This is a genomic window from Mariniradius sediminis, assembly GCF_021491425.1.
GTDB classification, from domain to species: Bacteria; Bacteroidota; Bacteroidia; order Cytophagales; family Cyclobacteriaceae; genus Mariniradius; species Mariniradius saccharolyticus.
Genome location: NZ_JAKEVZ010000008.1, coordinates 103,106 through 126,388 on the forward strand (window position 1 = coordinate 103,106; position 23,283 = coordinate 126,388).

The 23,283-nt window shown below is 44.8% G+C and carries 20 protein-coding genes; 5 read left to right on the forward strand and 15 right to left on the reverse strand.

Going from position 1 to position 23,283, the window contains the following annotated elements; all coding sequences use genetic code 11:
• Window positions 1-49 precede the first annotated feature (49 nt).
• Window positions 50-685, reverse strand: a complete 636-nt coding sequence (locus L0U89_RS11655; RefSeq protein ID WP_157198605.1) for a hypothetical protein — start codon at window positions 683-685, stop codon at window positions 50-52.
• Window positions 686-772: 87 nt separating this feature from the next.
• Between L0U89_RS11655 and L0U89_RS11660 the strand changes: the two genes are divergently transcribed.
• Window positions 773-1,810 (forward strand): DUF481 domain-containing protein, encoded by a 1,038-nt coding sequence (locus L0U89_RS11660; RefSeq protein ID WP_234861684.1) that lies wholly within the window; start codon window positions 773-775, stop codon window positions 1,808-1,810.
• A gap of 142 nt (window positions 1,811-1,952) precedes the next feature.
• Window positions 1,953-2,708, forward strand: coding sequence for an LOG family protein (locus tag L0U89_RS11665; RefSeq protein WP_234861685.1), 756 nt, complete (start codon window positions 1,953-1,955; stop codon window positions 2,706-2,708).
• Between the two features lie 129 nt (window positions 2,709-2,837).
• Here the strand turns inward: L0U89_RS11665 and L0U89_RS11670 are convergent, their stop codons facing one another.
• From L0U89_RS11670 to L0U89_RS11720, 11 genes are all read right to left on the reverse strand, one after another.
• Window positions 2,838-4,661, reverse strand: coding sequence for a DEAD/DEAH box helicase (locus L0U89_RS11670; RefSeq protein ID WP_008630635.1), 1,824 nt, complete (start codon window positions 4,659-4,661; stop codon window positions 2,838-2,840).
• 224 nt (window positions 4,662-4,885) lie between these two features.
• Window positions 4,886-5,146 (reverse strand): acyl-CoA-binding protein, encoded by a 261-nt coding sequence (locus L0U89_RS11675; RefSeq protein ID WP_234861686.1) that lies wholly within the window; start codon window positions 5,144-5,146, stop codon window positions 4,886-4,888.
• A gap of 167 nt (window positions 5,147-5,313) precedes the next feature.
• Window positions 5,314-6,603 (reverse strand): citrate synthase, encoded by a 1,290-nt coding sequence (locus L0U89_RS11680; RefSeq protein ID WP_008630641.1) that lies wholly within the window; start codon window positions 6,601-6,603, stop codon window positions 5,314-5,316.
• A gap of 287 nt (window positions 6,604-6,890) precedes the next feature.
• On the reverse strand, window positions 6,891-7,310 hold the full coding sequence (locus tag L0U89_RS11685; protein ID WP_008630644.1) for a BrxA/BrxB family bacilliredoxin: 420 nt from the start codon (window positions 7,308-7,310) through the stop codon (window positions 6,891-6,893).
• Between the two features lie 20 nt (window positions 7,311-7,330).
• A complete protein-coding gene (locus L0U89_RS11690; protein WP_234861687.1) occupies window positions 7,331-7,669 on the reverse strand; it encodes a DUF59 domain-containing protein in 339 nt (112 codons plus the stop codon).
• Between the two features lie 3 nt (window positions 7,670-7,672).
• The gene (locus L0U89_RS11695) at window positions 7,673-8,104 is read right to left on the reverse strand and encodes a SufE family protein (RefSeq protein ID WP_234861688.1); all 432 of its coding nucleotides are present in this window, start codon (window positions 8,102-8,104) and stop codon (window positions 7,673-7,675) included.
• A complete protein-coding gene (locus L0U89_RS11700; RefSeq protein ID WP_234861689.1) occupies window positions 8,101-9,324 on the reverse strand; it encodes a cysteine desulfurase in 1,224 nt (407 codons plus the stop codon). Before L0U89_RS11700 ends, L0U89_RS11695 begins: the two co-directional genes overlap by 4 nt.
• A gap of 6 nt (window positions 9,325-9,330) precedes the next feature.
• Window positions 9,331-10,608, reverse strand: coding sequence for a Fe-S cluster assembly protein SufD (gene sufD, locus L0U89_RS11705; RefSeq protein WP_234861690.1), 1,278 nt, complete (start codon window positions 10,606-10,608; stop codon window positions 9,331-9,333).
• A 36-nt stretch (window positions 10,609-10,644) separates the two neighbouring features.
• A complete protein-coding gene (gene sufC, locus L0U89_RS11710; protein ID WP_008630654.1) occupies window positions 10,645-11,406 on the reverse strand; it encodes a Fe-S cluster assembly ATPase SufC in 762 nt (253 codons plus the stop codon).
• A gap of 36 nt (window positions 11,407-11,442) precedes the next feature.
• Window positions 11,443-12,888 (reverse strand): Fe-S cluster assembly protein SufB, encoded by a 1,446-nt coding sequence (gene sufB, locus L0U89_RS11715; RefSeq protein WP_008630656.1) that lies wholly within the window; start codon window positions 12,886-12,888, stop codon window positions 11,443-11,445.
• 287 nt (window positions 12,889-13,175) lie between these two features.
• Window positions 13,176-13,643, reverse strand: a complete 468-nt coding sequence (locus L0U89_RS11720) for an Lrp/AsnC ligand binding domain-containing protein (RefSeq protein WP_008630657.1) — start codon at window positions 13,641-13,643, stop codon at window positions 13,176-13,178.
• Window positions 13,644-14,021: 378 nt separating this feature from the next.
• Between L0U89_RS11720 and L0U89_RS11725 the strand changes: the two genes are divergently transcribed.
• The 3 genes from L0U89_RS11725 to L0U89_RS11735 all read left to right on the forward strand — a co-directional run bounded on the left by L0U89_RS11725 (window position 14,022) and on the right by L0U89_RS11735 (window position 19,570).
• Entirely contained in the window at window positions 14,022-14,534 is a 513-nt protein-coding gene (locus tag L0U89_RS11725) for a hypothetical protein (RefSeq protein WP_234861691.1), read from the forward strand.
• 118 nt (window positions 14,535-14,652) lie between these two features.
• A complete protein-coding gene (locus L0U89_RS11730; RefSeq protein ID WP_234861692.1) occupies window positions 14,653-16,575 on the forward strand; it encodes a M14 family metallopeptidase in 1,923 nt (640 codons plus the stop codon).
• Window positions 16,576-16,738: 163 nt separating this feature from the next.
• Window positions 16,739-19,570, forward strand: coding sequence for a S9 family peptidase (locus L0U89_RS11735; protein WP_234861693.1), 2,832 nt, complete (start codon window positions 16,739-16,741; stop codon window positions 19,568-19,570).
• A gap of 50 nt (window positions 19,571-19,620) precedes the next feature.
• Here L0U89_RS11735 and L0U89_RS11740 read toward each other — a convergent pair whose 3' ends face one another.
• From L0U89_RS11740 to L0U89_RS11750, 3 genes are all read right to left on the reverse strand, one after another.
• Window positions 19,621-20,325 carry a hypothetical protein gene (locus L0U89_RS11740; RefSeq protein ID WP_234861694.1) on the reverse strand — a complete coding sequence of 235 codons (705 nt, stop codon included), beginning with the start codon at window positions 20,323-20,325 and terminating at the stop codon, window positions 19,621-19,623.
• Window positions 20,326-20,536: 211 nt separating this feature from the next.
• Entirely contained in the window at window positions 20,537-21,343 is an 807-nt protein-coding gene (locus L0U89_RS11745; RefSeq protein ID WP_234861695.1) for a copper resistance protein NlpE N-terminal domain-containing protein, read from the reverse strand.
• 64 nt (window positions 21,344-21,407) lie between these two features.
• Complete coding sequence (locus L0U89_RS11750; RefSeq protein WP_234861696.1) at window positions 21,408-23,081, reverse strand: formate--tetrahydrofolate ligase; 1,674 nt, start codon at window positions 23,079-23,081, stop codon at window positions 21,408-21,410.
• Window positions 23,082-23,283: the final 202 nt, after the last annotated feature.

Here is a 23,283-nt window from a genome sequence, read left to right on the forward strand (position 1 = left end):
AAAAAGAAAAAGGCCCGCGATTTTGGCGAGCCTTTTATTGAACTGAAAATTATTTCGTTCCCGCTATGACCCCATCTTTGATCATCCTATCCACGACCACTCTGGAGAAGGTCATTGCCGCGGATTCCAAATTGGATGGGTTGACGGTCTCTGACTGTGCAGACCAGACCATTGTCCCGGTTGAGAGGTCAAACAATTTGATTTCCACAAAGTAGGACTTGTCGGTGGCATAATAACCCGGCGTATAGGCCATTCCACCATAATATCCGTAGTATCCGCGGAAGCCATATCCCGCCATTGGGTACGCAGAACCTTGCACATACCTGGTTTCTGACGTTTGGTCTATAAGTCCCATGGTCATGATGGCATCACTGCTTCCTTTTTTGATGATTTCTTCGATATGCTCCGCGTTCTTTTGTTGAATGGCAGTACCGGGGCCGATTGCATCGACGCTGGCCGTACTTTTGACGCCTTTTTCCTTCAAAATGATCGCCATGTCTTCCTCAAAGGTTTTTCTGTTGATGAAATTGTCCGAAAGTCCTAGGATGAAAATATCCTTGAACGTCTTTGTGCCAAGTTCTGGGGACTTCCATGATCCGATGATTTTGGTGTTGGGGGCACAGGATACCATCAGAATAAAAATGACAATTGGAAAGGCTGCAAGTAGTCGAATTGGGGGTCTCATGGTTTTGGTTTTTTTTAACAGGTTAAATGAATGTTGAATTTACCAACATTCAGCTATTTTTGGTGAACGGGTACGTTCAAATTTTACATGCTACAAAAGATTCGGTTGATTTTTCTTGTATTTGTGTTTCAATGGATCGCTGTGGAGGCATCTGCACAAGAACGTGATACGCTTCATCTTCGCAACGGCCAAGTAATGATTGGCAGACTTTTGGCGATCACACTGGGCATCATCGAGTTTGACGATGCTGACTTGAATGTACAGAATGTCCGTTACCACAAAATCAAAACCATCAGTGCGGGTTCAAGGACCTTCCGTATTGAAACAATTGACAAAAACTTCTACTACGGTGTACTTAAGCCCTCTAATACTTACGGGGAAGTAATCATAGACAACTCTCTCGAAGAAAAAGCCTACCAGATTGCTGACATTTATGAGCTGAGGGTACTGGAAAACCGGTTTTTGAAAAAAATAAAGGGTACGATTTCCTTTGGATATTCCTATACCAAATCGAGTGATATTGGTAGAAGAAACATCGACGTGAACCTTAAATTCACGGAAAACAAGTTTAACGTTGCATTGACTGCATCATCAATATTCACCAATAACCAGGGGGACAAGACTCGGGACCGGGAAGGTATACTTCTTAACGGCTTCTATGATTTGGATGAAGTTTGGTTGACCGGTTTGTTGTTGAATTACCAGCGAAATATCGAGTTGGGTCTAGATCGAAGGTTCCAGCAGGGTTTGGGAATAGGTAGGCGGCTGCTTTTGAAAAACAACCTTCAGGGTGTTTTGGTGTCCGGCTTGGTAACGAATCAGGAGAGAGACCTGGAGGAAAATTCCAGCGGGAGCTTGTATGAATTTCCCGTTCAATTTTCAATGAATTATTTTCACTATTCTGCACCCAATATTCAGATTTCTTTTACCTCGGGCATGTATTTTGGCATCAATCAGGACGGAAGAAAACGTTTTGATGGTGAAACGAGGATTAACTGGGAAGTAATTTCCAACCTTAATCTTGGAATTCAATTTTACTCAAGCTTTGATAATGCATCCCTTGCAGGAAGCAGTAACAATTACGATTATGGTATCGTTTTCAACTTGGGATATAAGTTGAAGTAGGGATTTGCCGGGAATAAGGCAATGAAAACGATCCATGCAACAGCTGGAAGTGTGTCCTATACATTTGGTGGAAACAGGAAAGTGAATGCTTCGGATTTTAATACAGACGATTTATCAACATCAATAATTTGCTTAAATCACCATGATTAAAGAACATTTTAAAGGCTTTTCGCCTTTGGTAAACCCAGAGGAAGAGGAGTTTTTCGCAGGTCCGCAGACGCGTTGGAAGGAGTTTAAGTTTTTGGTCAAAGTGCTTTTGGAGTTTGTCCGAGGATTCCGGATGCTGCACTTTGTGGGTCCATGTGTTACGGTTTTTGGCTCAGCGCGTTTTGAGGAATCAGACAAGTTTTATCAATTGGCGGTAGACGTGGGAGAGAGGATCAGCAGAATGGGTTTTGCTGTCATGACCGGTGGTGGTCCCGGAATCATGGAAGCAGCCAACAGGGGAGCAAAAAATGTGGGGGGAAAATCAATCGGTTGTAATATCATCTTACCATTTGAGCAGCACCCCAATCCTTACCTGGACAAATGGATGAACTTCAAATACTTCTTCGTGCGCAAAGTTCTCCTATCCAAGTATAGTTATGCATTTGTGGTAATGCCGGGTGGATTTGGTACCTTGGATGAGTTTTTTGAAGCACTGACGCTTATCCAGACAAAGGTAATGAGGCGATTTCCGATCGTGCTGATGTGCAGCGATTTTCATGAGCACCTTTACGATTATATCCGTCACATGGCGGAATATGGCACCATCAACAAGTCGGATTTGGACTTGTTCCTATTGACTGATTCGGTCGAGGAAATGGAGACCCATATCAAAAAATACGCGATCGAAGGTTATGGTTTAAAGAGAAGGCATGAATTAAGACCTGCGGGCATCCTCGGAGAAAGGCGATGACCAGGCAACATGGAACCCGGTAGAATCTCCTTAGTGGGTTCTTTCATCTAAGTGCAAAAAAAACGCAGTCCACTTGGAACTGCGCTTTTTATTAACCTTTATAAACTAACTAACCTAAATTCTTTTGACTTATGGTTTGGAAATCTCCATGTTTACGGATTTTCCTTTGATAGTATTGTTTCGCATCACTTTGATTACGTGCTCTGCATCTTTGGAAGGGACGTCCACAAAGGAGAAGTTGTCAAAGATGTCGATTCCTCCGATGCTCTTTCCTGGGATACCGGTCTCACCTGCGATGGCCCCGACGATGTCGTTTGGTCGTACGCGGTCTTTCTTTCCGATATTGAGGAAAAGACGCTCCATACCCGGTTCACGCACGCCTTTGTCACGTGGTGCCCTGTCTGAAGAACGATCGCTTCTTTCAAACCTAGATCCTCTTTCGGACCTTTCACCTCTTTCAAATCTCTCTCCTCTTTCAGGTCTGTCACCTCTTTCGAATCTGCTACCTCTTTCGAATCTTCCACCACGTTCTCTTTCCCTGCCACGACCGAAATCCCTGTCACGGTCTCTCTCACGTCCACCTCTCTCACGTCCACCTCTGTCACGGTCCCTTCCGAGATCCAAGTCAAAGTTTTGTTCTTCCATTTCGTGGACTGCATCGGCCATTTGGATTTTGGCAAGACCAAGTACAACTTGTTCTAAGCTGAGGCCTTCTGCCAACATTTGTCCGATTGCCTCTTCATAGAAGCTATTGTCTTCTTCTTTGGCAAGTTGCTGATAAACCTCTTTAATCAAAGCTGCTTTTTTCAATTCTACCAAGTCAGCTACTGATGGCGGATCCATCCTATTGATGTTGGTCTTGATAAACCTTTCGAGATCCTTCAGCTTCTGCATGTCTCTTCTACCGGTCACGAAGCTAATGGCTGTTCCGGATTTGCCTGCGCGGCCTGTTCTACCGATCCTATGTACGTAGTTTTCTTCGTCCAAAGGCAAATCGTAGTTGAATACAGCCTCCACATCATTGACATCGATACCTCTAGCTGCTACGTCTGTGGCAACCAATACAGAAACATGACCTTTTCTGAATTTGCCCATCACTTTGGAGCGTTGCGCCTGGGAAAGGTCACCGTGCAGTGCTTCTGCCTGGATTCCCCTTGCCATCAATTCCTCGGTGACTTCGTCGGTGATTCTTTTGGTATTACAGAAAACCACGCTCAGGTTAAACTGATTGAGGTTCATCAATCTGGACATCAATTCCAGTTTCAAGGATGGTTTTACCTCGTAGTATACCTGAGAGATATTTTCTACTGTCAACTCTTTCTTCAATACCTTGACAATCTCGGGATCGTTTTGGTATTTTTTTGTCAAATCCAAAATTGGCTTGGGCATGGTCGCTGAGAAGAAGACGGTTTGTCTTTCCTCAGGACAATCGCTGAGAATGCTTTCGATGTCTTCCCTGAAGCCCATGTCCAACATCTCATCCGCCTCATCCAATACGATGATGCCAACGTGATCCAGTTTAAGCGTGCCACGATCCATGTGGTCCATGATACGACCTGGCGTACCGACAACAACCTGCACACCTTTTTTCAGATCCCGAATCTGCCTGTCCATAGAGTCACCACCGTAGATACAAGTGGATGAAAGACCCTTTTTGAACTTGGACAATTTGACGATTTCGCCTTCCACCTGCACAGCCAATTCCCTCGTAGGGCATAGGATGAGTGCTTGTGGCTTGTAAAGCGTCACATCGACTTGGTCGATGATCGGAATAGCAAATGCCGCTGTCTTTCCGGTACCAGTTTGTGCCTGGCCGATGACATCTTTGCCTTCCAACAACATTGGGATTGTTTGTGCTTGAATGGGTGAGGGATGGGTATAGCCCATATCCTCCACCGCCCTCAGGATTTCTTCCGAAACCCCAAGGTCTGAGAATAATAATTCTTTTTCCATGAAATGTTTCCTTACTTTTTCTCGCCATGCTCTCCTAGAATTATCCCGGTCATGCGACAGTAAGGAAACCCACGGCTCGAAAAATGTTTATGATTAATTCGGGTGCAAAGGTATGGTAAATAATTCTGATCGCCAAATCAATCTGGAATATTTTTAGAATAATATCAAAAAAATGAATGGATTTCTAATCAAATATTCTGAAAACCCTTGGTTTGTTTGCGGAATTACATATATTTTGTCGAAAGGCCATTCACCAATTCGATATAGGCGGAAGCAGCATCTTCTTTGGATTTTCCCTTCAAAGCAAGCCAAGAATTGTATTTCGCTGCCGCTACAAAGTCAAATCCACCTGGCCTTTCTTCGTTGTTGTCTCCTTCGGTAGCCTGCTTGTAAAGGCTGTACAATTTCAATAATTCCTCGTTACTTGGTTTGGAAGTAAATCTCTTGGTAAGGTCAAAGGCCTCTTGCAGTGTAATTGCTGTCATGTGTAAACTCGTTTTGATGTTTTTGGTTTCCAAATATAAATCCTTGACTCAAAAAAACCAGTGGAGTTGTTTTTTAGCTTAAATTCTTTTGGACTTTGGTAGGTCAAAAAAAGAAAACCCAAGCAGAAGGTATTGCTTGGGTTTTCGTTTTGAAAAAAGAAGAATGCCTAGCCTCTCTTATTCATTGAAACGTAGCCTCTTGTTTGGGCGCCAGTGTAGATTTGGCGGGGTCTTCCGATAGGCTCGCCGTTTTCGCGCATCTCTTTCCATTGTGCTATCCATCCTGGCAGACGGCCCATGGCAAATAATACCGTGAACATGTCGGTGGGTATTCCCAAAGCCCTGTAAATGATGCCGGAATAGAAATCAACGTTTGGATAGAGTTTTCTGTCGACAAAGTATTGGTCATTGAGCGCTGCGTACTCCAGCTCCTTGGCGATTTCCAAGACTGGATCATGGACACCCATTGCTTCCAATACGTCGTCCGCGGCTTTTTTGATGATTTTAGCACGTGGGTCAAAGTTTTTGTAAACCCTATGGCCGAATCCCATCAAACGGAAAGGATCGTCTTTATCCTTTGCTTTGTTGAGGAATTTTTTGGTATCGCCACCATCTGCTTTGATTGCTTCGAGCATCTCGATTACAGCTTGATTGGCGCCGCCGTGAAGTGGTCCCCAAAGCGCATTGATACCTGCTGAAATCGCCGCGTAAATGCTCGCTTGGGATGAACCAACCATCCGGACGGTTGATGTGGAGCAGTTCTGCTCATGGTCTGCGTGAAGGATGAGGAGCTTGTCCAAGGCTTTGGATACGACAGGATTGACTTCGTATTTTTCGGCAGGAAGTGCAAACATCATCTTGAGGAAGTTGGAACAATAGTCTAGGCTATTGTCTGGATAATTGACGGGGTGTCCCACTTCGTTTTTGTAAGCCCATGCGGCGAAGGTCGGCATTTTGGCCAAGAGCCTCACGATACTCAGGTTTACCGCATCCTCATTTCTAGTTGGATCCAACGAACCGGGGTAAAATGCCGTCAAGGAACAGATCAGAGAAGAAAGAACGCCCATAGGGTGGGAGTTGGACGGGAATCCATCAAGGATCTTTTTGATATCCTCATGCACCAAGGTATGGTATGTTATTTCCCTGGTGAACTTTTCGTATTGTTGTTGGGTAGGAAGCTCGCCATAAATCAGCAGGTAGGCTACTTCCAAAAATGTGGATTTTTCAGCGAGTTCTTCGATACCATAGCCACGATAACGAAGTATTCCTTCTTCTCCATCCAAAAAGGTGATTGAACTGGTGGTCGAACCGGTATTTTTGAAGCCTGGATCTATGGTGATTAGACCTGAGAGCCCCCTCAGTTTGGCAATGTCGATCGCCTTCTCATTCTCGGTTCCTTCGATCACTGGGAGTTCAAAATCTTTTCCCCCATAGGAAATTTTCACTGTTTCGGACATATATCTGTTTTTTTGTTTGAGCAGATTTTTGAATTAAAATGGTAAACTCTTAATAGCGGGCATAAGTTAGCAAAAACGAGTATTTTTTACATGTTCAATTATATTAGCCGTGCTTTTTAATGAATAAAGTTTCACAATTAGTGGGTGGTGGGCTATTTTCATGACCGCTAGATATGAATGCTGGGACTCGCAATCGTTTGGTCCTGTTTCTATATAAAAAGCCATGGACTGTTACGTTGTACAATATTCAATGCCTGAATATAAAAAAAGCCCCGAAGGGCAATTTTTTATTTGCAGAAATGTTCGAACACTTCCACCAGATGGTCACCGATCATTTTGGCGTTTCTTCCTTCGATATGGTGTCTTTCGATGAAGTGCACCAACTCACCATCTTTAAACAGCGCCATCGAAGGGGAAGAAGGAGGATAGGGCAGGTGAAGCTCTCTTACCTTGGCTACAGCGTCTCTGTCGTTGCCAGCAAATACTGTTGCCAAAACATCCGGCTTCGCATCACTTTGGTCAAGCGCATACCTCACGCCAGGCCTTGCCGCCCCTGCAGCGCATCCGCAAACGGAGTTAATGACGATGAAGGTCGTGCCTTTATGGTCTTTAAGGTGGTTCTCTACCTGTTCGGCGGTTCTGAATTCTTGAAAGCCAACGTTGGTCAATTCAGAGCGCATGGGAGCGATTAATTCCTCTGGGTACATAATTTTATTGCTTTTTAAGTTTATAGAAATCCTAATTCAAGTTTTGCGGCTTCTGACATCATGTCTTGGGAATAGGGAGGATCAAAAGTCAATTCCAATTCTACGTGGTTTATCCCCTGTATCTGCTGGATTTTGTTTTTGATCTCAGACGGTATGAATTCCGCAGACGGGCAATTGGGCGAAGTCAGGGTCATCAATATATAAACATTATTGACCGGATAAACGCTGATTTCATAGATCAAACCCAATTCATAAACGTCCACGGGAATCTCAGGATCATAGACCTGTTTGATGGCATTGATGACCTTCTGTTTCAGTTCCTGGGTCGAAATTTCCTTTATTTCCTGTGTTTCAGCCATGGTTTATGCATTTTGTTTGGCCTGAAAGGCCAAAGCGTAAAACTTCATTTGTTTGATCATCGAAGCCAATCCGTTTGAACGCTGGGAACCGATGATGTTTCCCATGCCGATTTTGTCAATAAAATATAAGTCGGCGCTGGATATTTCCATGGGTTTTCTTCCCGACAGCACCCGTACCAACAGACTGATTAGCCCCTTTGTAATATCCGTATTCGAATCTGCTTCAAAGATGACCCTACCGTCGACTTCGTGTGCTGTTAGCCAAACCTTCGATTGGCAACCCTTGATGATGTTTTCATCGACTCTTTCCGCTTCGGGAAATTCGGGTAGTCCGTCACCGAGTTCCATAATATAGTAGATCGTGGATTCCTTGTCGTCCCCCAAGATTTCAAACTCCGATATGATTTCGTCCTGGACTTCCTGAATGGTACTCATTTGTTTTTGATTTTGGCAATCCTTTCTACCGATTCGGCAAATTTTTCAACTTCTGATTTGGTATTGTAAACAGCAAATGAAGCCCGCACGGTTCCTTCAATGCCAAATCTTTGCATCAAAGGTTGGGTGCAGTGATGTCCCGTACGTACCGCAATTCCTTTGGCATCCAACATGACGCCAACATCGAATGGATGCATTCCGTTGATGTTGAAGGAAAGCACGCTTACCTTTTCTTTGGCGGTACCGACGGGAATAAACCCTTTGATTTTGGAAGTCAACTCCACAGCATATGCCAAAAGGCTATCCTCATGTGCCTTGATGAGCGGTTTGGTCAGCCCTGAGATGAAATTGAGTGCTTCTCCAAATGCTATTACATCCGCAATATTTGGAGTGCCTGCCTCAAATTTGAAGGGGATTTCATTGTACGTGGTTTTGGCAAAGGTTACCTCTTTGATCATTTCTCCGCCACCTTGGTAGGGAGGCATCTGCTCCAGGATTTCCCTTTTTCCATACAAAACACCCAAACCAGTCGGTCCATAAAGCTTATGGGCAGAAAACGCTAGGAAATCACAATCCAAGTCCTGCACGTCGATTTCCAGATGGCTCGTCGATTGGGCACCGTCCAAAAGCACTTTGGCACCAACGGCATGCGCCCGATTGATTATCGCTTTGACCGGGTTAATTGTGCCGAGAGAATTCGATGCGTGTACAATGCTCACGAGCTTCGCCTTCGGGCTCAGTAATTTCTCAAACTCTTCGAGGATTATCTCGCCGCTGTTCGAAATTGGAATTACCCTCAACACTGCTCCATTTGCTTCGCAAAGCATCTGCCAAGGAACAATATTGGAGTGGTGTTCCATGGTCGAGATGATGACCTCGTCACCTTTTTGGATAAACTTCCGTCCAAATGTACTCGCTACAAGGTTGATGCTCTCTGTGGTTCCTTTTGTGAAAATGATCTCTGCCTCTTCTTTGGCGTTGATAAAACTCCCGACCATAGTTCGGGTATTTTCATACTTTCTAGTCGCTCGGTCTGCCAAGGCATGTGCGCCTCTGTGAATGTTGGCATTGTCATGCGCGTAGTAAGAATTCAGAGCTTCCAAAACCTGTTTCGGTTTTTGGGTCGTGGCCGCATTATCGAGGTAAATCAAGGGTTTTCCATGCACTTCTTGGTGAAGCACAGGAAAATGCTCCCTGATCGATTCGATGGTAAATGGCATTGGTTTTTAAAAGTTGCTTCCTAATCTTTCTTGCACTAGCCCGTCTATATAGTTTCTGAATGACTCATCGTTGATATGTTCAAGCACTTCGCCGGCGAAGGCATAAAGCAAAAGTCCTTTTGCCTGCATCTTGTCAATCCCTCTCGCTTGGAGGTAGAAAAGTGCCTCTTCGTCCAGTTGTCCTGTTGTACAGCCATGCGAACACTTCACGTCATCGGCCCATATCTCCAATTGAGGCTTTGTATTCACGATGGCATCCTCTGAGAGCAAAATGTTGTTGTTTTGCTGGAATGCATTCGTTTTTTGGGCATCTTGACGTACAAATATCTTTCCGTTAAATACGCCCCTGGATTGGTCCGTCAATATTCCCTTGTACAATTCGTTCGATTCGGCATGCGGCTTTGTATGGTCCACATTGGTATGGTTGTCGACATGAGTCTTGCCGTTGAGCAAATAGAGTCCGTACATGTTTCCAACGCATCCGGAATCCTGCAAACGAAGGCTCAGATTGTTTCTCACCAAGTCACCCGAAAGTGATACGACCGTGGACGTAAACGTGGCATCTCGATGAATGTCGGTTTCAAAATTGCTCACTACGATAGCTTTAGAACCGTCATTTTGTAGCCGGCTGTAATGGACGTGTGAGTTTTGCCCAACTTTGATCTCAGTGACCGAGTTGCTGAAATAAACCGCTTCATCCAATGAGATCGAATGCTCAAGAAATGTAGCCTCCGCATTTTCGGCTACTTCGATCAATATTCTCGGGCTTATGATTTGTCCTTCGTTGGCCTGGTTGAAGAACAGAAATAGAATAGGCGAATCGACCTTCTTTCCTCTTGGAATCGAAATTTGGATTCCATCCTCAAAATAGATCGTGTTTAAGGCAATGAACGGATCTTTCTCCGCTTTGGCAATGCTTCCCAATGCTATTGCATTTGATTCGGACAGCATTTGCACACCGAAACCTGAATTCTCGAAAGCAGAGAGTTCCTTCGAGAAAATGCCATTGTTGAACACCAAATAGGATCCTTCAAATCCAGCCCAAAGGTGGTCTTTGATTGTGTCCTTGCTGACAGCAATTGGTTTTGCTGTAGAAAAGTCTGTGATGACCTGTTCAAGTTTTTTGCTGACGGAGGTGAATTTATATTCTTCGTCTTTCGCTGCCGGAAGGCCTTTTTCATTGACGATCTGCTTGGATTCTTCCCTCAGCGAGAGGAAAGAACCAAAAGAAGGCGCGTTTTCCAGGAACAAATCGGTGACTTTATTTTTGGTAACAGTTGTCATACAATAATATTGAATGGACTTGAATCAATGGGTTGATTAAACGGAAGCGGCATCTGCTTCTTCCTTGATCCAATCGTAGCCCTTTTCTTCCAATTCAAGAGCCAATTCTTTGGTTCCTGACTTCACGATGCGACCTTTGTACAAAACATGCACAAAGTCAGGCACGATGTAATCGAGCAACCGCTGATAGTGTGTTACCACGATGGTGGCATTATTTGGGGATTTCAGTTTGTTGACACCGTTGGACACGATCCTCAAAGCATCGATATCCAATCCTGAGTCCGTCTCGTCCAATATCGCCAATGTTGGTTCCAGCATGGCCATTTGGAAGATTTCGTTTCTCTTTTTCTCGCCGCCTGAAAAGCCTTCGTTTAGGGACCTGCTGAGTAACTTCTGATCAATTTCGACCAATTTCATTTTTTCCTTCATGACGGACAGGAATTTCACCGCATCGAGTGGTTCCAATCCTCTGTATTCACGGACTTGGTTTACCGCAGTCCTCAGGAAGTTGGTTGTGCTAACCCCTGGGATTTCAACAGGGTATTGAAAAGCCAAGAAAACCCCTTCTCTAGCACGGTCCTCCGGTGCCATTTCCAATAAATCTTTTCCCTTGAAAGTCACCTCTCCCTCGGTAACCTCATATTCCTCCCTGCCGGCAAGAACTGACGCGAGCGTAGATTTACCTGAGCCGTTTGGGCCCATGATGGCATGTACCTCGCCAGCTTTTACTTCCAGGTTGATACCTCTTAATATGGGAGCCCCGTCGATCGAGGCATGGAGATTATGTATGCTTAGCATTTCAATTAATTTTTCGGTTTTTCGATTGCACGTTTATTACCCAACTGATCCTTCCAAAGTCAACGCCAGCAGCTTTTGTGCTTCCACAGCAAATTCCATTGGAAGCTGATTGAGCACTTCTTTGGCATATCCATTTACGATCAAGGCCACAGCATCTTCTGTGCTGATACCCCTTTGGTTACAGTAAAAGATTTGATCCTCACCTATTTTGGAGGTGGTTGCTTCGTGTTCCACCTTGGCGGTTGGATTCTGGATATCGATGTAGGGGAAGGTATGTGCACCGCAGCGGTCACCCATGAGGAGTGAATCACATTGGGAGAAGTTGCGGGCGTTTGCAGCACGCTTCATTACTTGCACTTGACCTCGATATGAGTTTTGCGATTTACCTGCAGAAATCCCTTTTGAAACAATACGGCTGCGGGTATTTTTACCAATATGGATCATTTTGGTTCCCGTATCCGCCTGCTGATAGTTGTTTGTGACAGCCACGGAGTAGAATTCACCGACGGAGTAATCACCTTTTAATATACAGGAAGGATATTTCCATGTTACCGCAGAACCCGTTTCAACTTGGGTCCATGATATCTTGGAATGATCTCCGGCGCAGATGCCTCTCTTTGTCACAAAGTTGTAGATACCGCCTTTTCCTTCTTTGTCTCCAGGGTACCAGTTTTGGACCGTAGAGTACTTCACTTCGGCGTGGCTGGCCGCATAGATTTCGACAACCGCTGCATGCAGCTGGTTTTCATCCCTTTGCGGAGCAGTACACCCTTCAAGGTAGGATACATATGAACTTTCGTCGGCAATGATCAGCGTCCTTTCGAACTGCCCTGTATTTGCCGCGTTGATTCTGAAATAGGTAGAGAGCTCCATGGGGCATCTTACTCCCTTTGGAATATAGCAGAATGAACCGTCAGAAAATACTGCGGAATTCAGGGCTGCATAATAATTATCAGTCATCGGAACGACAGAGCCCAAGTATTTTTTGATCAAATCAGGATGCTCATGCACAGCCTCACTGAATGAACAGAAAATGATTCCGAGTTTGGAAAGTGTTTCTTTAAATGTAGTACCAACAGATACAGAGTCAAGAACCGCATCAACGGCAATTCCCTGCAAACGTTTTTGCTCATTCAGGTTGATGCCGAGCCTTTCGTAAATTTGAAGCAGTTCCGGGTCAACTTCATCCAAGCTCTTGGGTTTTTTGGTCTGTTTAGGCGCTGAATAATATTTCAATGCCTGGAAATCCACTTTGGGATAATGCACATTGGCCCACTCCGGCTCGGTCATGGTCAACCAGGTTCTAAATGCTTTCAACCTCCATTCCAAAAGCCATTCTGGTTCTTCCTTCTTGGCGGAAATCCAGCGAATAATATCTTCGTTTAGGCCAACGGGCGCTTCGTCTGTCTCCAGGTTTACCGACCAGCCATGCTCATACTCTTTAGAGGTCAATTCTTCTAAAATCTGATTGTCTTTGCTCATGAAGAGAGTTATTTAGACTAATTACATTTTGTGAGGCGAAGATAAAACATTTAAGCTTAAAATATTGTTCGAAGCCCCTCCAAAATTCCATGAAAAATCGATCAAATAGATCGTAAAATATTGTAATACAGTAAATTAAAAAAAAATAAAACCAAGGTTCTATTCCTTGGCTTTCTTAAATTAGTGTAAAAATCATATGGGTAAAATCCAAATAATTATATATTTAGATTTAATCTAAATAATTGAATTTACATGATTTGCTCATATTTTCGGGTGACGGACATCATCTATTTGTCAAAAAACTGGATGGGGCGGTTGATGCTTTCCTCCAAGACAATCAAAGTTTCTGTTCGATCGATACCGTCGACTTTTTGGATGTTGTCGAGCACAGTACGGAGGTGGTTGGTGTCTTTGCAAATTATCTTCGCGAAGATGCTGTAATTTCCAGTCGTATAATAGGCGTTGATGACTTCAGGAATTTGTTTCAACCGGTCGATTACCGCATCGTACAGCGAGCTTTTTTCAAGGTATATCCCCAGAAACGCCGAAATGTCATAACCGAGTTTTGAGAAGTCTATATTGAGTGTCGCACTCTTTACGATGCCCATGTCCTCCAGTTTACGCATCCTGACGTGGACAGTACCGGAGGATACATATACTTTCTTGGCTATTTCGGTGTAGGGTGTTTTCGCATCGTCATTGAGCAAAGAGATAATCTTCAAATCTACATTGTCAATATCTAAAATTTTGTCCATTTTTTTTGGGTTAAATTGAATCTATGTTAATCATCTTGCGGTCAAATTATGAAATAGTCAAAAAATAGCAAAATAAATTTTTCAATTTGTAAAATTGACCAAAATGAAGTTACTTTGGCGTTGGTCAATTGTTAAGATATTTTATTTGGCAAATAAGTAGATTGATCAAATATACATTTGAAAAAGGGGTAAATACCTGATTTCGAAGGTGCTTTCGAATGAAACTTTTAATCTCTAAAGTTATATTTGGGTTTATATTCTGAAAAGGGTCTTGCTAATGGCAAGACTTTTTTATTGCCTTTTTTAAAATTTCAAATGCAAAAATTTGCATGTAAAAATATTTTATATGTATATTTGAGCATCAAAACAAATCACCCTATGAAAAGCTACTCTTTCATCCTCATCTTGGTCTTCGGCTCAAACCTCGCATTTCACACTGCTTTTGCAAATTCAGCAGAAAAGGAAATATCATCTGAGAAAGGTTCAAAAACAGCAATGGTAAGTGAGAATCCAGCTATGATCACATTGAAGCCCTTTGTTTCTGAAGAAACGGCTTCTACGGAAAGTTCCGCCTATTTTTCTGATTACGCACAAGCGCACGATACGACATTCGCTCCTTGGGCATTTACTGAGGAAGCGGTTGAGATTCTCGATCATTATGTTCCTTTTATTTTCAGGACGAAGAAAAGTGCTTCAATAGAGGAGTTGAAGGTCGTCTTGAGTATCAACGAATTTGGTAAACTGACAGGATTCAGGATTTTGAACGAAGGTGCAGACAAAGGTCTTAAGGAGAGAATGGGCCATGTTTTGAGAAAGCTACCTGCCGCAGTTCCTGTTCCAGGTTTTCAGACATACGAGCCAATGGAGTTTCAATTGGTAATGGCATATTAAGGTTTAGATTTTGTGTTGTTTTAATCCCTTTTGCTCTCGCAAGAGGGATTTTTTTTGATCGGTTAGGAAGGTTTGGATAAGGGAGCATATTTTTATTCCGACCAAAAAAATCAACACCATGAGAAAAATATGCCTCTTCGCTTTATCGATTTTCTGTTTGATCGATATGGCGGCCTTTGCCCAAATGCAAAGCCTAGTTCCTGAAAAGGTATGGCCAGAACACGATAAGAAATCCAAACATTACACGATATCTGGTGAGCGCCACGGACAATCCTTCTACAAAAAGCAAACCTTTCCGGAGGTACAGTATGAGCCAGCTGAGACATTGACTTTTGATATCTACCATACGCCTGATGTAATGTACCATTGGTATAAGGTGTGGGCGGAGGAATATCCGGAAATTACCGAGCTCTATGAGGTTGCCAAATCCTACGAGGGTAGGCCGATTTTGCAGATGACCATCACCAATAAGAAAACCGGAAAACATACTGACAAGCCGGCTGCTTACTTCGAAGGAGGGCGCCACGGAGGGGAAGTTACGAGTAGTGAATCCGTGCTATGGCTGACAAAGCATCTATTGGAAAATTATGGCAAGGATCCAAAAATTACCCAGCTAATCGATACCAAAACAATTTATGTCCGTCCCCAAAACAATCCCGACGGTACCAACATGTACCTTTTTTCTGAACAAAGAAACAGAAGTACGGTCAGGCCTCATGACACGGATCGGGACGGCTTGTTGGACGAGGACCCAGAAGAAGATCTGGACGGAGATGGTGTAATCTATCAAATGCGAAAATTGGCGGTATCGGCCGAGGAAAAAGAAAAAGCGAATTATGTGGTTGATCAGAAAGACCCACAAGGACGCCTGCTGAAGCGTGTTTTTGATGGCAAGGGAGAATACATCATGTATACCGAAGGAATCGACAATGATGGCGACGGGCGATTCAACGAAGACGGAATCGGCGGGCTGGATTTGCATAGAAACTACCCAGAAAACTGGCGTCCGGATACAGGCGAAGATGCCACAGGTCGCGGCTATACGCAATTTGGTGCGGGAGAATATCCGCTCAGCGAAATCGAAACGCGCTCTACGTTTCTGTGGCTAATTTCCCATCCGAATATTTCCGTGGTCAATTCCTTGGATACCAGGGTTCCCATGCACCTTAGGCCGCCTTCGACTTCTTCGAGTGCTGAGTCCATGTTTCCAAAGGACCGTGCTATCTATGAATATTATGACAAATTGGGTATGAGCATCACGGGCTATCCTTGGGCCGGAGATGTGTATGAGACTTATAGCACCCGTGGCAAGATAAACCGACTAACCGGTGATCCTTTGAAGCCAAATCCACTTTTTGGCCATGGACCTGATTTTGGATACTTCTACTATGGCGCGGTTTGGTATGGCGATGAGCTTTGGAACAACGGCGCTATGAAGGATTACGACGGTGACGGCGAACGGGATGACTATGATGCACTTCGTTGGGATGACGAAGAAAACGGTTCAAAAGGATTCAAGAAATGGACAAAGTTCAACCATCCACAGTTGGGCGAAGTGGAGATCGGTGGATTTCACCCCAAGTTTTTTGGTCAAAATGGCCCTCCTTGGAATCTGGAAACATGGATCAGCAAGCAATCGCTGTTCAACCTCGCGATGGCAATGGACCTGCCGCAAATCGAAATCAAGGACGTAAAAGTGGCTAAGGTAAAAGGAAACTATGAAGTTACAGTCTCTTGGACAAATTCAGGAAAGCTTCCAGTCGCATTGGATCAGGCAAAACGAGTGAAAATAGTTCAAGAAGACCGTCTTTCGCTGGAATTTGACAAAGAGTTGACAAAGGGATACGAGGACGCAAAAGTCCAAATCGTCACCCCGCAACTTCATGATAAGACGATTTATGCTGGTTATACCGAAGCAGGAGAAACCAAGTCGGCGAAGTTTGTCGTGAAGGTCAATCAATCAGAACCTGTCAAGGCTAAAGTGAAATTGATGTCCACAAGAGGTGGCTACGTAGAAAGGGAGATTACTTTGGGGAATTAAATTCCAAAATATCATTACAATTCACCGGGGTCTTTTACGTCTTGTCATGTGACGCGCAAAAGGCTCCGGTGATTTTTTTAGATAATGTTCCTTCCATTGAAATAATATTTGGTCAGGGCCTTCCTGACCTTTTCTATTTTCAAAGCTTGAAAATCCTTTTGAGATGATGAAAAATATTCGCTTACAATGCGTGCTTGCTCTTTGGATGATTTCGCTTCTGCCAGCTTTGGCACAGGAGAAAAGATCGTTGACACACGCTGATTATGACCGATGGGAGACCATATCCTCTGACCGAATGACCAAAGATGGCAAATGGATTGGCTATGAAGTCAACCCGCAGGATGGTGATGGAAGATTGGAAATCGTGGCGACTGCCAACTCCCAAAACAGGTTTGTGATTCCCAGGGCCAACAGACTTGGGTTTTCCCACAACGGACAGTATGCCGTCGGAAGGATTGTTGCCCAAAAAGATTCCGTCAGATACCTCAAATTGAAAAAAACAAAGCCAGATGATATGCCCAAGGACAGCCTATTTGTCCTTGATTTGGCGAGTGGGGCAATGGAGAAATTTGGCCGTGTAAAATCCTTTTCGATGCCGGTGAAGGAAGGCAATTGGCTGGCGATCCAGTTTGAAAAAGAATTGCCTGAAAAACCCAAAAAGAAAGATCCAGCCGATACCACGCAAATCAATAACGTGAAGGAGAAGCCGAAAAAAACGGACGGAACAAAGCTGTTGGTCAAAAGCTTGGCTCAGGCGACAAGCTATGAGTTTGGAAGGGTTAAGTCCTTTGGATTCAATGAAACGGGCACTTTTCTGTATTATACTTTGGCTGAAGAAGACACCTTGAAAAACACGGGATTGTTTATTTTGGATCTCAGTACGGGAATCTCCAAGCCAATTGATGAGCGGAAAACGGAGTACCTCGGAGTTGCTTTTTCTCCTAAAGACAAATACGTTTCCTTCCTGACTACAGAAGATTCTGCTAAGGCCAAAAAGCCCTATTATGACCTCTACTTGTATGAAATCGCCAAGGCAAACAATCAAAAAATCGCCGGGAAATCGACCCCCGGGGTAAATGGCATGGTGAGTAAAAATGGAAATCTTTCCTTTTCCGATGATGAGACCAAGCTTTTCTTCGGCACTGCACCGGATTATGTAAGCTTTGCCTACGAAGACGATACGACCATTTTGGAGGAAGAAAGGGTAAAACTGGACATTTGGGGTTGGCAGGATGACGAAATCCAACCCATGCAACTCAAGAACCGGAGCCGGACGCAAAACAAGTCGTATTTGGCAGCCTATCAGATAAAAAGCAAAAAAGTGGTACCCTTGGCCGATGAGTCGGTTGCCGATGTCTCACTGGACCGAAAATCAAAGTTTGACTACGCATTGGGATTTGACAGTAGGCCATACAGAAGAAATTACAGTTGGGATATCCAAGTTGGCCGCGACCTATATCTCATCGATTTGGCGACTGGAGCCAAAACATTGGTGAAGAAAGATGTTCCAGGGTCGCCGCAACTTTCCCCGGCTGGGAAATATATCTATTGGTACGATAGCCGAGATTCCGCTTGGGTGTCCTATGAAATCAAAAAAGGAGCTTTTGCCAATCTGACCAAATCAATTCCAAGCGCATTTTATGACGAGTTACATGATTCGCCCTCATTGCCATCCTCTTATGGGGCCGCAGGATGGTTGAAGGACGATGCTGGATTTCTGGTTTACGACCGATTTGATATTTGGAAAATTGACCCGACCGGGAAAAAGCAGCCTGTCAATATCACCCAATCCCAAGGAAAAGGAACGGGCGTGATCTTCAGAAGGGAAAGATTGGATTTGTTGGAAGAAGGGATCGACCCAGCCAAGCCTTTGATATTGGAGGCCTTCGACGAAAAGACGAAGAAGAGCGGGTTTTTTATTGGTGATTTCGAAGGAAAGACCGCACCACAGGAGGTAATCTTCACAGACCACCGTTACCTAGGACTGCAAAAGGCTGAAAATGCAGATGTTTTATCGGTCCGTCGCTCTACCTACTTGGAGTTTCCTGACGTGTATGTCACGGACATTTTCATGAAAAATTTCACGAAAATTTCATCTGCCAATCCACAACAGGCACAAGTGAAATGGGGTTCGGTAGAATTGGTCGAGTACCTGGCCAACGACGGCACACCACTCCAAGGGTTACTTTTCAAGCCCGAGAATTTCGACGCCGCCAAAAAGTACCCGATGTTGGTTTATTTCTATGAGCGGAACTCTGACGGACTCCATTCCTACCGTGCGCCTGCGCCCAGTGCCTCCACGATTAATATTCCTTATTTTGTCAGCAACGGATATTTGGTGTTTGTACCGGATATCAAGTACGACCTTGGACTTCCAGGGCCTTCGGCTTACAATTGTATCATTCCCGGCGTGCAGTCCTTGGTGGCTAGGGGCTTTGTAGATGCCTCCAATATGGCCATCCAAGGTCAAAGTTGGGGTGGATACCAAGTCGCCTACCTGATCACCCAAACCAATATGTTCAAGGCGGCCGGCGCAGGCGCACCGGTGGTCAACATGACCTCCGCTTATGGGGGAATCAGATGGGGTACTGGTATGAGCCGTATGTTTCAGTATGAGCAGGCGCAATCACGAATAGGAGGCACCCTATGGGAAAAACCGCTCTACTACCTTGAAAACTCTCCTTTGTTCTTTATGGATCGTGTAAACACCCCTGTTCTCATTATGCACAACGACGAAGATGGGGCAGTGCCATGGTATCAAGGAATCGAGATGTTTATGGCACTCAAGCGTCTCAATAAGCCAGCTTGGCTACTCCAATACAATGGAGAAGATCACAATTTGGTCCAGAGAAAAAACCGCAAGGATTTGTCTATCCGGCTTGCGCAATTTTTCGACCACTACCTGAAAGGGGCTCCTGCGCCGCTTTGGATGACAGAGGGGTTGCCAGCGGTGGAAAAAGGAAGGACATTAAAATATGAACTTTCAGATCGATAAACAAAGAAGCCCGGATTCACCCGGGCTTCTTTGTTTTTCTTTTTTGAGAATTATCTTCCAATGTAACGCTTTACCATAAACTGGAAATTTGCAAGCAGATCGGGCTTAAAAAGCTTGTTCTGCATTTCGTTTCCGTCGATGGTGGAGTTTGTTAGCATGTTTGCCTGAAACTCAAGGGCAAAATCCCATTCGTATTCCAAATTGGAGGAAATACCAAATCGAAAAGGAATGTATGGCATTGAGCTAGTCTGGTTGGAACGCTCGACCCGTCCGCTGACGAAAACTCCGTCCTGGATTTGTCCATCCCGTAGCACCCGCTGTGCTCGTTCCGAAAAGAGGTATCCGAGACCAAGTCCCACATATAGGTTAACGGCTTCTCCAGCCCTGCCAGATTGGTTGGGATTGATTATAAAAAGTGGCACGGCATCGAATTGGTAGCTCATTCCCTTAAAGTAGTATGCCTGTCCATTGTCACCCCATTCGATGATGATGGGTGAATTCAAAGGGCGAAACTCGCCGCTTTCAATAACCTGCCCGCCGAAAGACGCACGAAGGTCAAATCTATCCGACAACTGTTTGGTGTAGGCAGCAGAAAAAGCTGGTTTCATCTTGAATTTCAAGAATTTATATAAACCGGCATTGTCGCCGTAAATCATCCCCCAGCCATATCCGACGGATATGTTATCTCTTGATTGGGCTAAGCTGGAAAATGATAAAAGTAATGCTGCAAGCAGGGTGATTGTTGACTTTGGCATACTTAACCATTTAATATCGGGACGAATATACATGTTTTGTAAAGTATTATCCAAGTGATTGGAATTTATGGGGTTTGCCTCAGCGGGAATTTTTACGGAAATGCGGTTATGTTCCGTTCTTGGCTAAAGGCCTAATTGGTCCAAAATTATCTCTGTTCAGGTACATCAAGTTTTGAATTGATCCAAATACCGTTTCAGCATGGAAATCAACTCATTGTATTTTCAATACGAACTTCGCCAAGGGGGCCATTTTTGCTTTGTTCAGCGTCATTATTGTATCCGCGACACTGTAGTTGTCTGTTTGCTTCAGCACATCATAAAATGCCTGCTCTGTCTCCATATCGGGGCAAGCCATCATGGTGCCCGCGATATTCCCAAATGTGATTTGGTTTTGGCCCTTCAATTCGTATCCGCCAGAAAAACCATTGCAGGTTGAATTTCCTGATGCGGAAGAAGTTTCCATGTCAAATTGGATGAATCCTTCTCGGCTGCCTTCTTTTTGGACCACGGGTTTGCCGCGCAATTCGACCAAAACCCATTTTTTTCCTTCAATTCTAGGGTCGGTAGGATTCTTAATCAATTTGTAGTTGTCAGCCAGATCTCCCGTGATGCGGTTTCCCTCTTTGTCCAAGTGAAACAATACATTTTCTCCAACCTGATACATTTGGGTTTCGCCGTTTTCTCCAGTCAGTCTGATTTTGGAACCACTGGTGTCCCAAGTGAGATTTCCTTGGTCAAAGAATGCATTTGGATCTTTTCCGAGATACTTGAGACTGCGCAGGAACGTCCCGTCAGACTTTAATGTGATTCGGGTTTCAATGCCTTCACAATCGGCACAGGGAACCACGCCCTGGTATACGCCGTTCCAATCCAAGCTGTTTTGGCTGTTGTGCGTATCAGGAATCGTGCTTGCCGCGATTGCTGTTGTTTCGGCCACGTCGGATGTTTTTTCTGATTTACAAGCGAAAAATGCCAAACTAATCATTGGAGCTGCGAGAAGTTTCAATTTGTTTTTCATATCAATTCGATTCATGTGTGACTGATTTTAAGACTATAAATTAACGGAGCAGGGATGAAAATGTCTAAAACAATCCCGATATATTTCCATCCGCATCGATATCGATATTTTCGGCGGCGGGCTTTGAAGGCAGCCCAGGCATCCTCATGATCGTACCTGCAATGGGAATGATGAATCCTGCGCCGGCAGCAATGTCAAACTCCCTGATCTTGACCGTAAAGCCGGAGGGACGGTTGATCAGCACCGGGTCATCAGAAAGCGAATACTGTGTTTTGGCGATGCAAACCGGAAGCTTGTCCAGTCCGATTTTGTTGAACAACTTGATCTGTTGTTTGGCTTTGACCGAGTACTCCACCTCTGCTGCACCGTAGATCTTCCGGGCGATTGTTTCAATCTTCTGCTCGATCGGCCAGTTGAAATCGTAGAGCGGGGTGAAGTGGCTTTTTCCTGTATCCACTGCCTGCTTGACGGCTTTTGCCAGTTCAATGGCTCCTTCGCCGCCCTTTTCCCATGCTTCGCAAACAGCTACCTCAACACCGAGCTTTTTGCAGCAATCCGTGACAACTGTGATTTCATCTTCACTGTCGGTCGAAAACTTATTTATCGCCACGATCGGCACAAGCATAAAATGTCGAATGTTTTCGATGTGTTTCTCCAAATTGGGCAATCCGTCGGCGACTGCTTTGGGATTCGGCTCCTTCAAATTCGCTGAAGCGATACCCGCATGGCTTTTGAGCGCCCTAATCGTTGCGACAAGCACGACGGCATCTGGTTTCAGTCCGCCGTATTGGCACTTGAGGTCGAGAAACTTCTCCCCACCCAAATCCGAAGCAAAACCAGCCTCCGTCACCGCATAATCCGCCAATGATAGACCCATTTTGGTCGCAATGATGGAATTGGATCCTTGGGCGATATTGGCAAAGGGGCCACCATGGATGATGGCCGGATTTCCCTCGATCGTTTGGACGAGATTGGGCATGATGGCATGCTTCATCAGCGCGGTCATGGCACCGTTTGCTTTGAGTTGATGCGCCCTTACGGGTTCATCCTGAAAGGTATATCCGACAATGATGTTGCCGAGTTTTTCTTTCAGATCCATCAAGTCTTTGGAAAGACAGAGCGCGGCCATCACCTCCGAAGCCGCCGTGATATCGAATCCGGATTCCCTCACCACGCCCTGTGCCGGTCCGCCAAGGCCAATCACAATGTCCCGGAGTGCCCGCTCGTTCATGTCCATTACCCGCTTCCAGGTGATTTTCCTCGGATCAATGTTGAGGGTGTTTTTTTGGCTGTGAATGTGGTTGTCGAGCAGCGCTGCGAGCAAGTTGTGGGCCTTTTCGATGGCGGCAAAATCCCCCGTGAAGTGCAGGTTGATATATTCCATGGGAAGCACCTGCGCATAGCCACCACCGGCTGCACCGCCTTTCATCCCAAAAACCGGTCCCAATGATGGTTCACGGATCACAACGGCGGCATTGATCCCGATTTTATTCAGGCCCTCCGTGAGGCCGATGCTCGCTGTGGTCTTGCCTTCTCCCGCCGTGGTCGGCGTGATGGCGGTCACGAGGATCAGTTTCTTCCCTTTCATCTTGGATTCATCGATCAACTTGAGCGGCAGCTTGGCGACATACTTTCCGTAGGGTCTGATGTCCTCCTCGGAGACGCCAAGTTTTGCGGCGATTTCCTGTATGGGCCTCATCTTGGAGGCTTTGGCGATTTCAAGATCTGAAAGGTTCATGGTGTATTTGGATTTGATGGCTGAAGTCCGGTTTTTTCTAGCCCAAAAGACGGCATTTCAGGGACAACTATTCATGACAAAAGTCAGTCGGGATATTGATTCGGGTGGTGGTAGTTGGGACTATTTGAGGGGATTACCATATCGGTAGCTATTGGTGCCACCAAACTGTCACAGAGAGTCATTTCAACACCTGTTTCAGGTG

Bases quoted from the DNA above. Each gene is read 5' to 3' on its own strand.
- L0U89_RS11675 (WP_234861686.1), bottom strand. From the start codon at position 5,146: ATGACAGCAATTACACTGCAAGAGGCCTTTGACCTTACCAAGAGATTT.
- L0U89_RS11735 (WP_234861693.1), top strand. From the start codon at position 16,739: ATGATGAAAAATATTCGCTTACAATGCGTGCTTGCTCTTTGGATGATT.
- sufB (WP_008630656.1), bottom strand. From the start codon at position 12,888: ATGAGCAAAGACAATCAGATTTTAGAAGAATTGACCTCTAAAGAGTAT.
- L0U89_RS11680 (WP_008630641.1), bottom strand. From the start codon at position 6,603: ATGTCCGAAACAGTGAAAATTTCCTATGGGGGAAAAGATTTTGAACTC.
- L0U89_RS11725 (WP_234861691.1), top strand. From the start codon at position 14,022: ATGAAAAGCTACTCTTTCATCCTCATCTTGGTCTTCGGCTCAAACCTC.
- L0U89_RS11685 (WP_008630644.1), bottom strand. From the start codon at position 7,310: ATGTACCCAGAGGAATTAATCGCTCCCATGCGCTCTGAATTGACCAAC.
- sufD (WP_234861690.1), bottom strand. From the start codon at position 10,608: ATGACAACTGTTACCAAAAATAAAGTCACCGATTTGTTCCTGGAAAAC.
- L0U89_RS11670 (WP_008630635.1), bottom strand. From the start codon at position 4,661: ATGGAAAAAGAATTATTATTCTCAGACCTTGGGGTTTCGGAAGAAATC.
- L0U89_RS11745 (WP_234861695.1), bottom strand. From the start codon at position 21,343: ATGAAAAACAAATTGAAACTTCTCGCAGCTCCAATGATTAGTTTGGCA.
- L0U89_RS11700 (WP_234861689.1), bottom strand. From the start codon at position 9,324: ATGCCATTTACCATCGAATCGATCAGGGAGCATTTTCCTGTGCTTCAC.
- L0U89_RS11655 (WP_157198605.1), bottom strand. From the start codon at position 685: ATGAGACCCCCAATTCGACTACTTGCAGCCTTTCCAATTGTCATTTTT.
- sufC (WP_008630654.1), bottom strand. From the start codon at position 11,406: ATGCTAAGCATACATAATCTCCATGCCTCGATCGACGGGGCTCCCATA.
- L0U89_RS11750 (WP_234861696.1), bottom strand. From the start codon at position 23,081: ATGAACCTTTCAGATCTTGAAATCGCCAAAGCCTCCAAGATGAGGCCC.
- L0U89_RS11730 (WP_234861692.1), top strand. From the start codon at position 14,653: ATGAGAAAAATATGCCTCTTCGCTTTATCGATTTTCTGTTTGATCGAT.
- L0U89_RS11740 (WP_234861694.1), bottom strand. From the start codon at position 20,325: ATGCCAAAGTCAACAATCACCCTGCTTGCAGCATTACTTTTATCATTT.
- L0U89_RS11665 (WP_234861685.1), top strand. From the start codon at position 1,953: ATGATTAAAGAACATTTTAAAGGCTTTTCGCCTTTGGTAAACCCAGAG.
- L0U89_RS11660 (WP_234861684.1), top strand. From the start codon at position 773: ATGCTACAAAAGATTCGGTTGATTTTTCTTGTATTTGTGTTTCAATGG.
- L0U89_RS11720 (WP_008630657.1), bottom strand. From the start codon at position 13,643: ATGGACAAAATTTTAGATATTGACAATGTAGATTTGAAGATTATCTCT.
- L0U89_RS11695 (WP_234861688.1), bottom strand. From the start codon at position 8,104: ATGAGTACCATTCAGGAAGTCCAGGACGAAATCATATCGGAGTTTGAA.
- L0U89_RS11690 (WP_234861687.1), bottom strand. From the start codon at position 7,669: ATGGCTGAAACACAGGAAATAAAGGAAATTTCGACCCAGGAACTGAAA.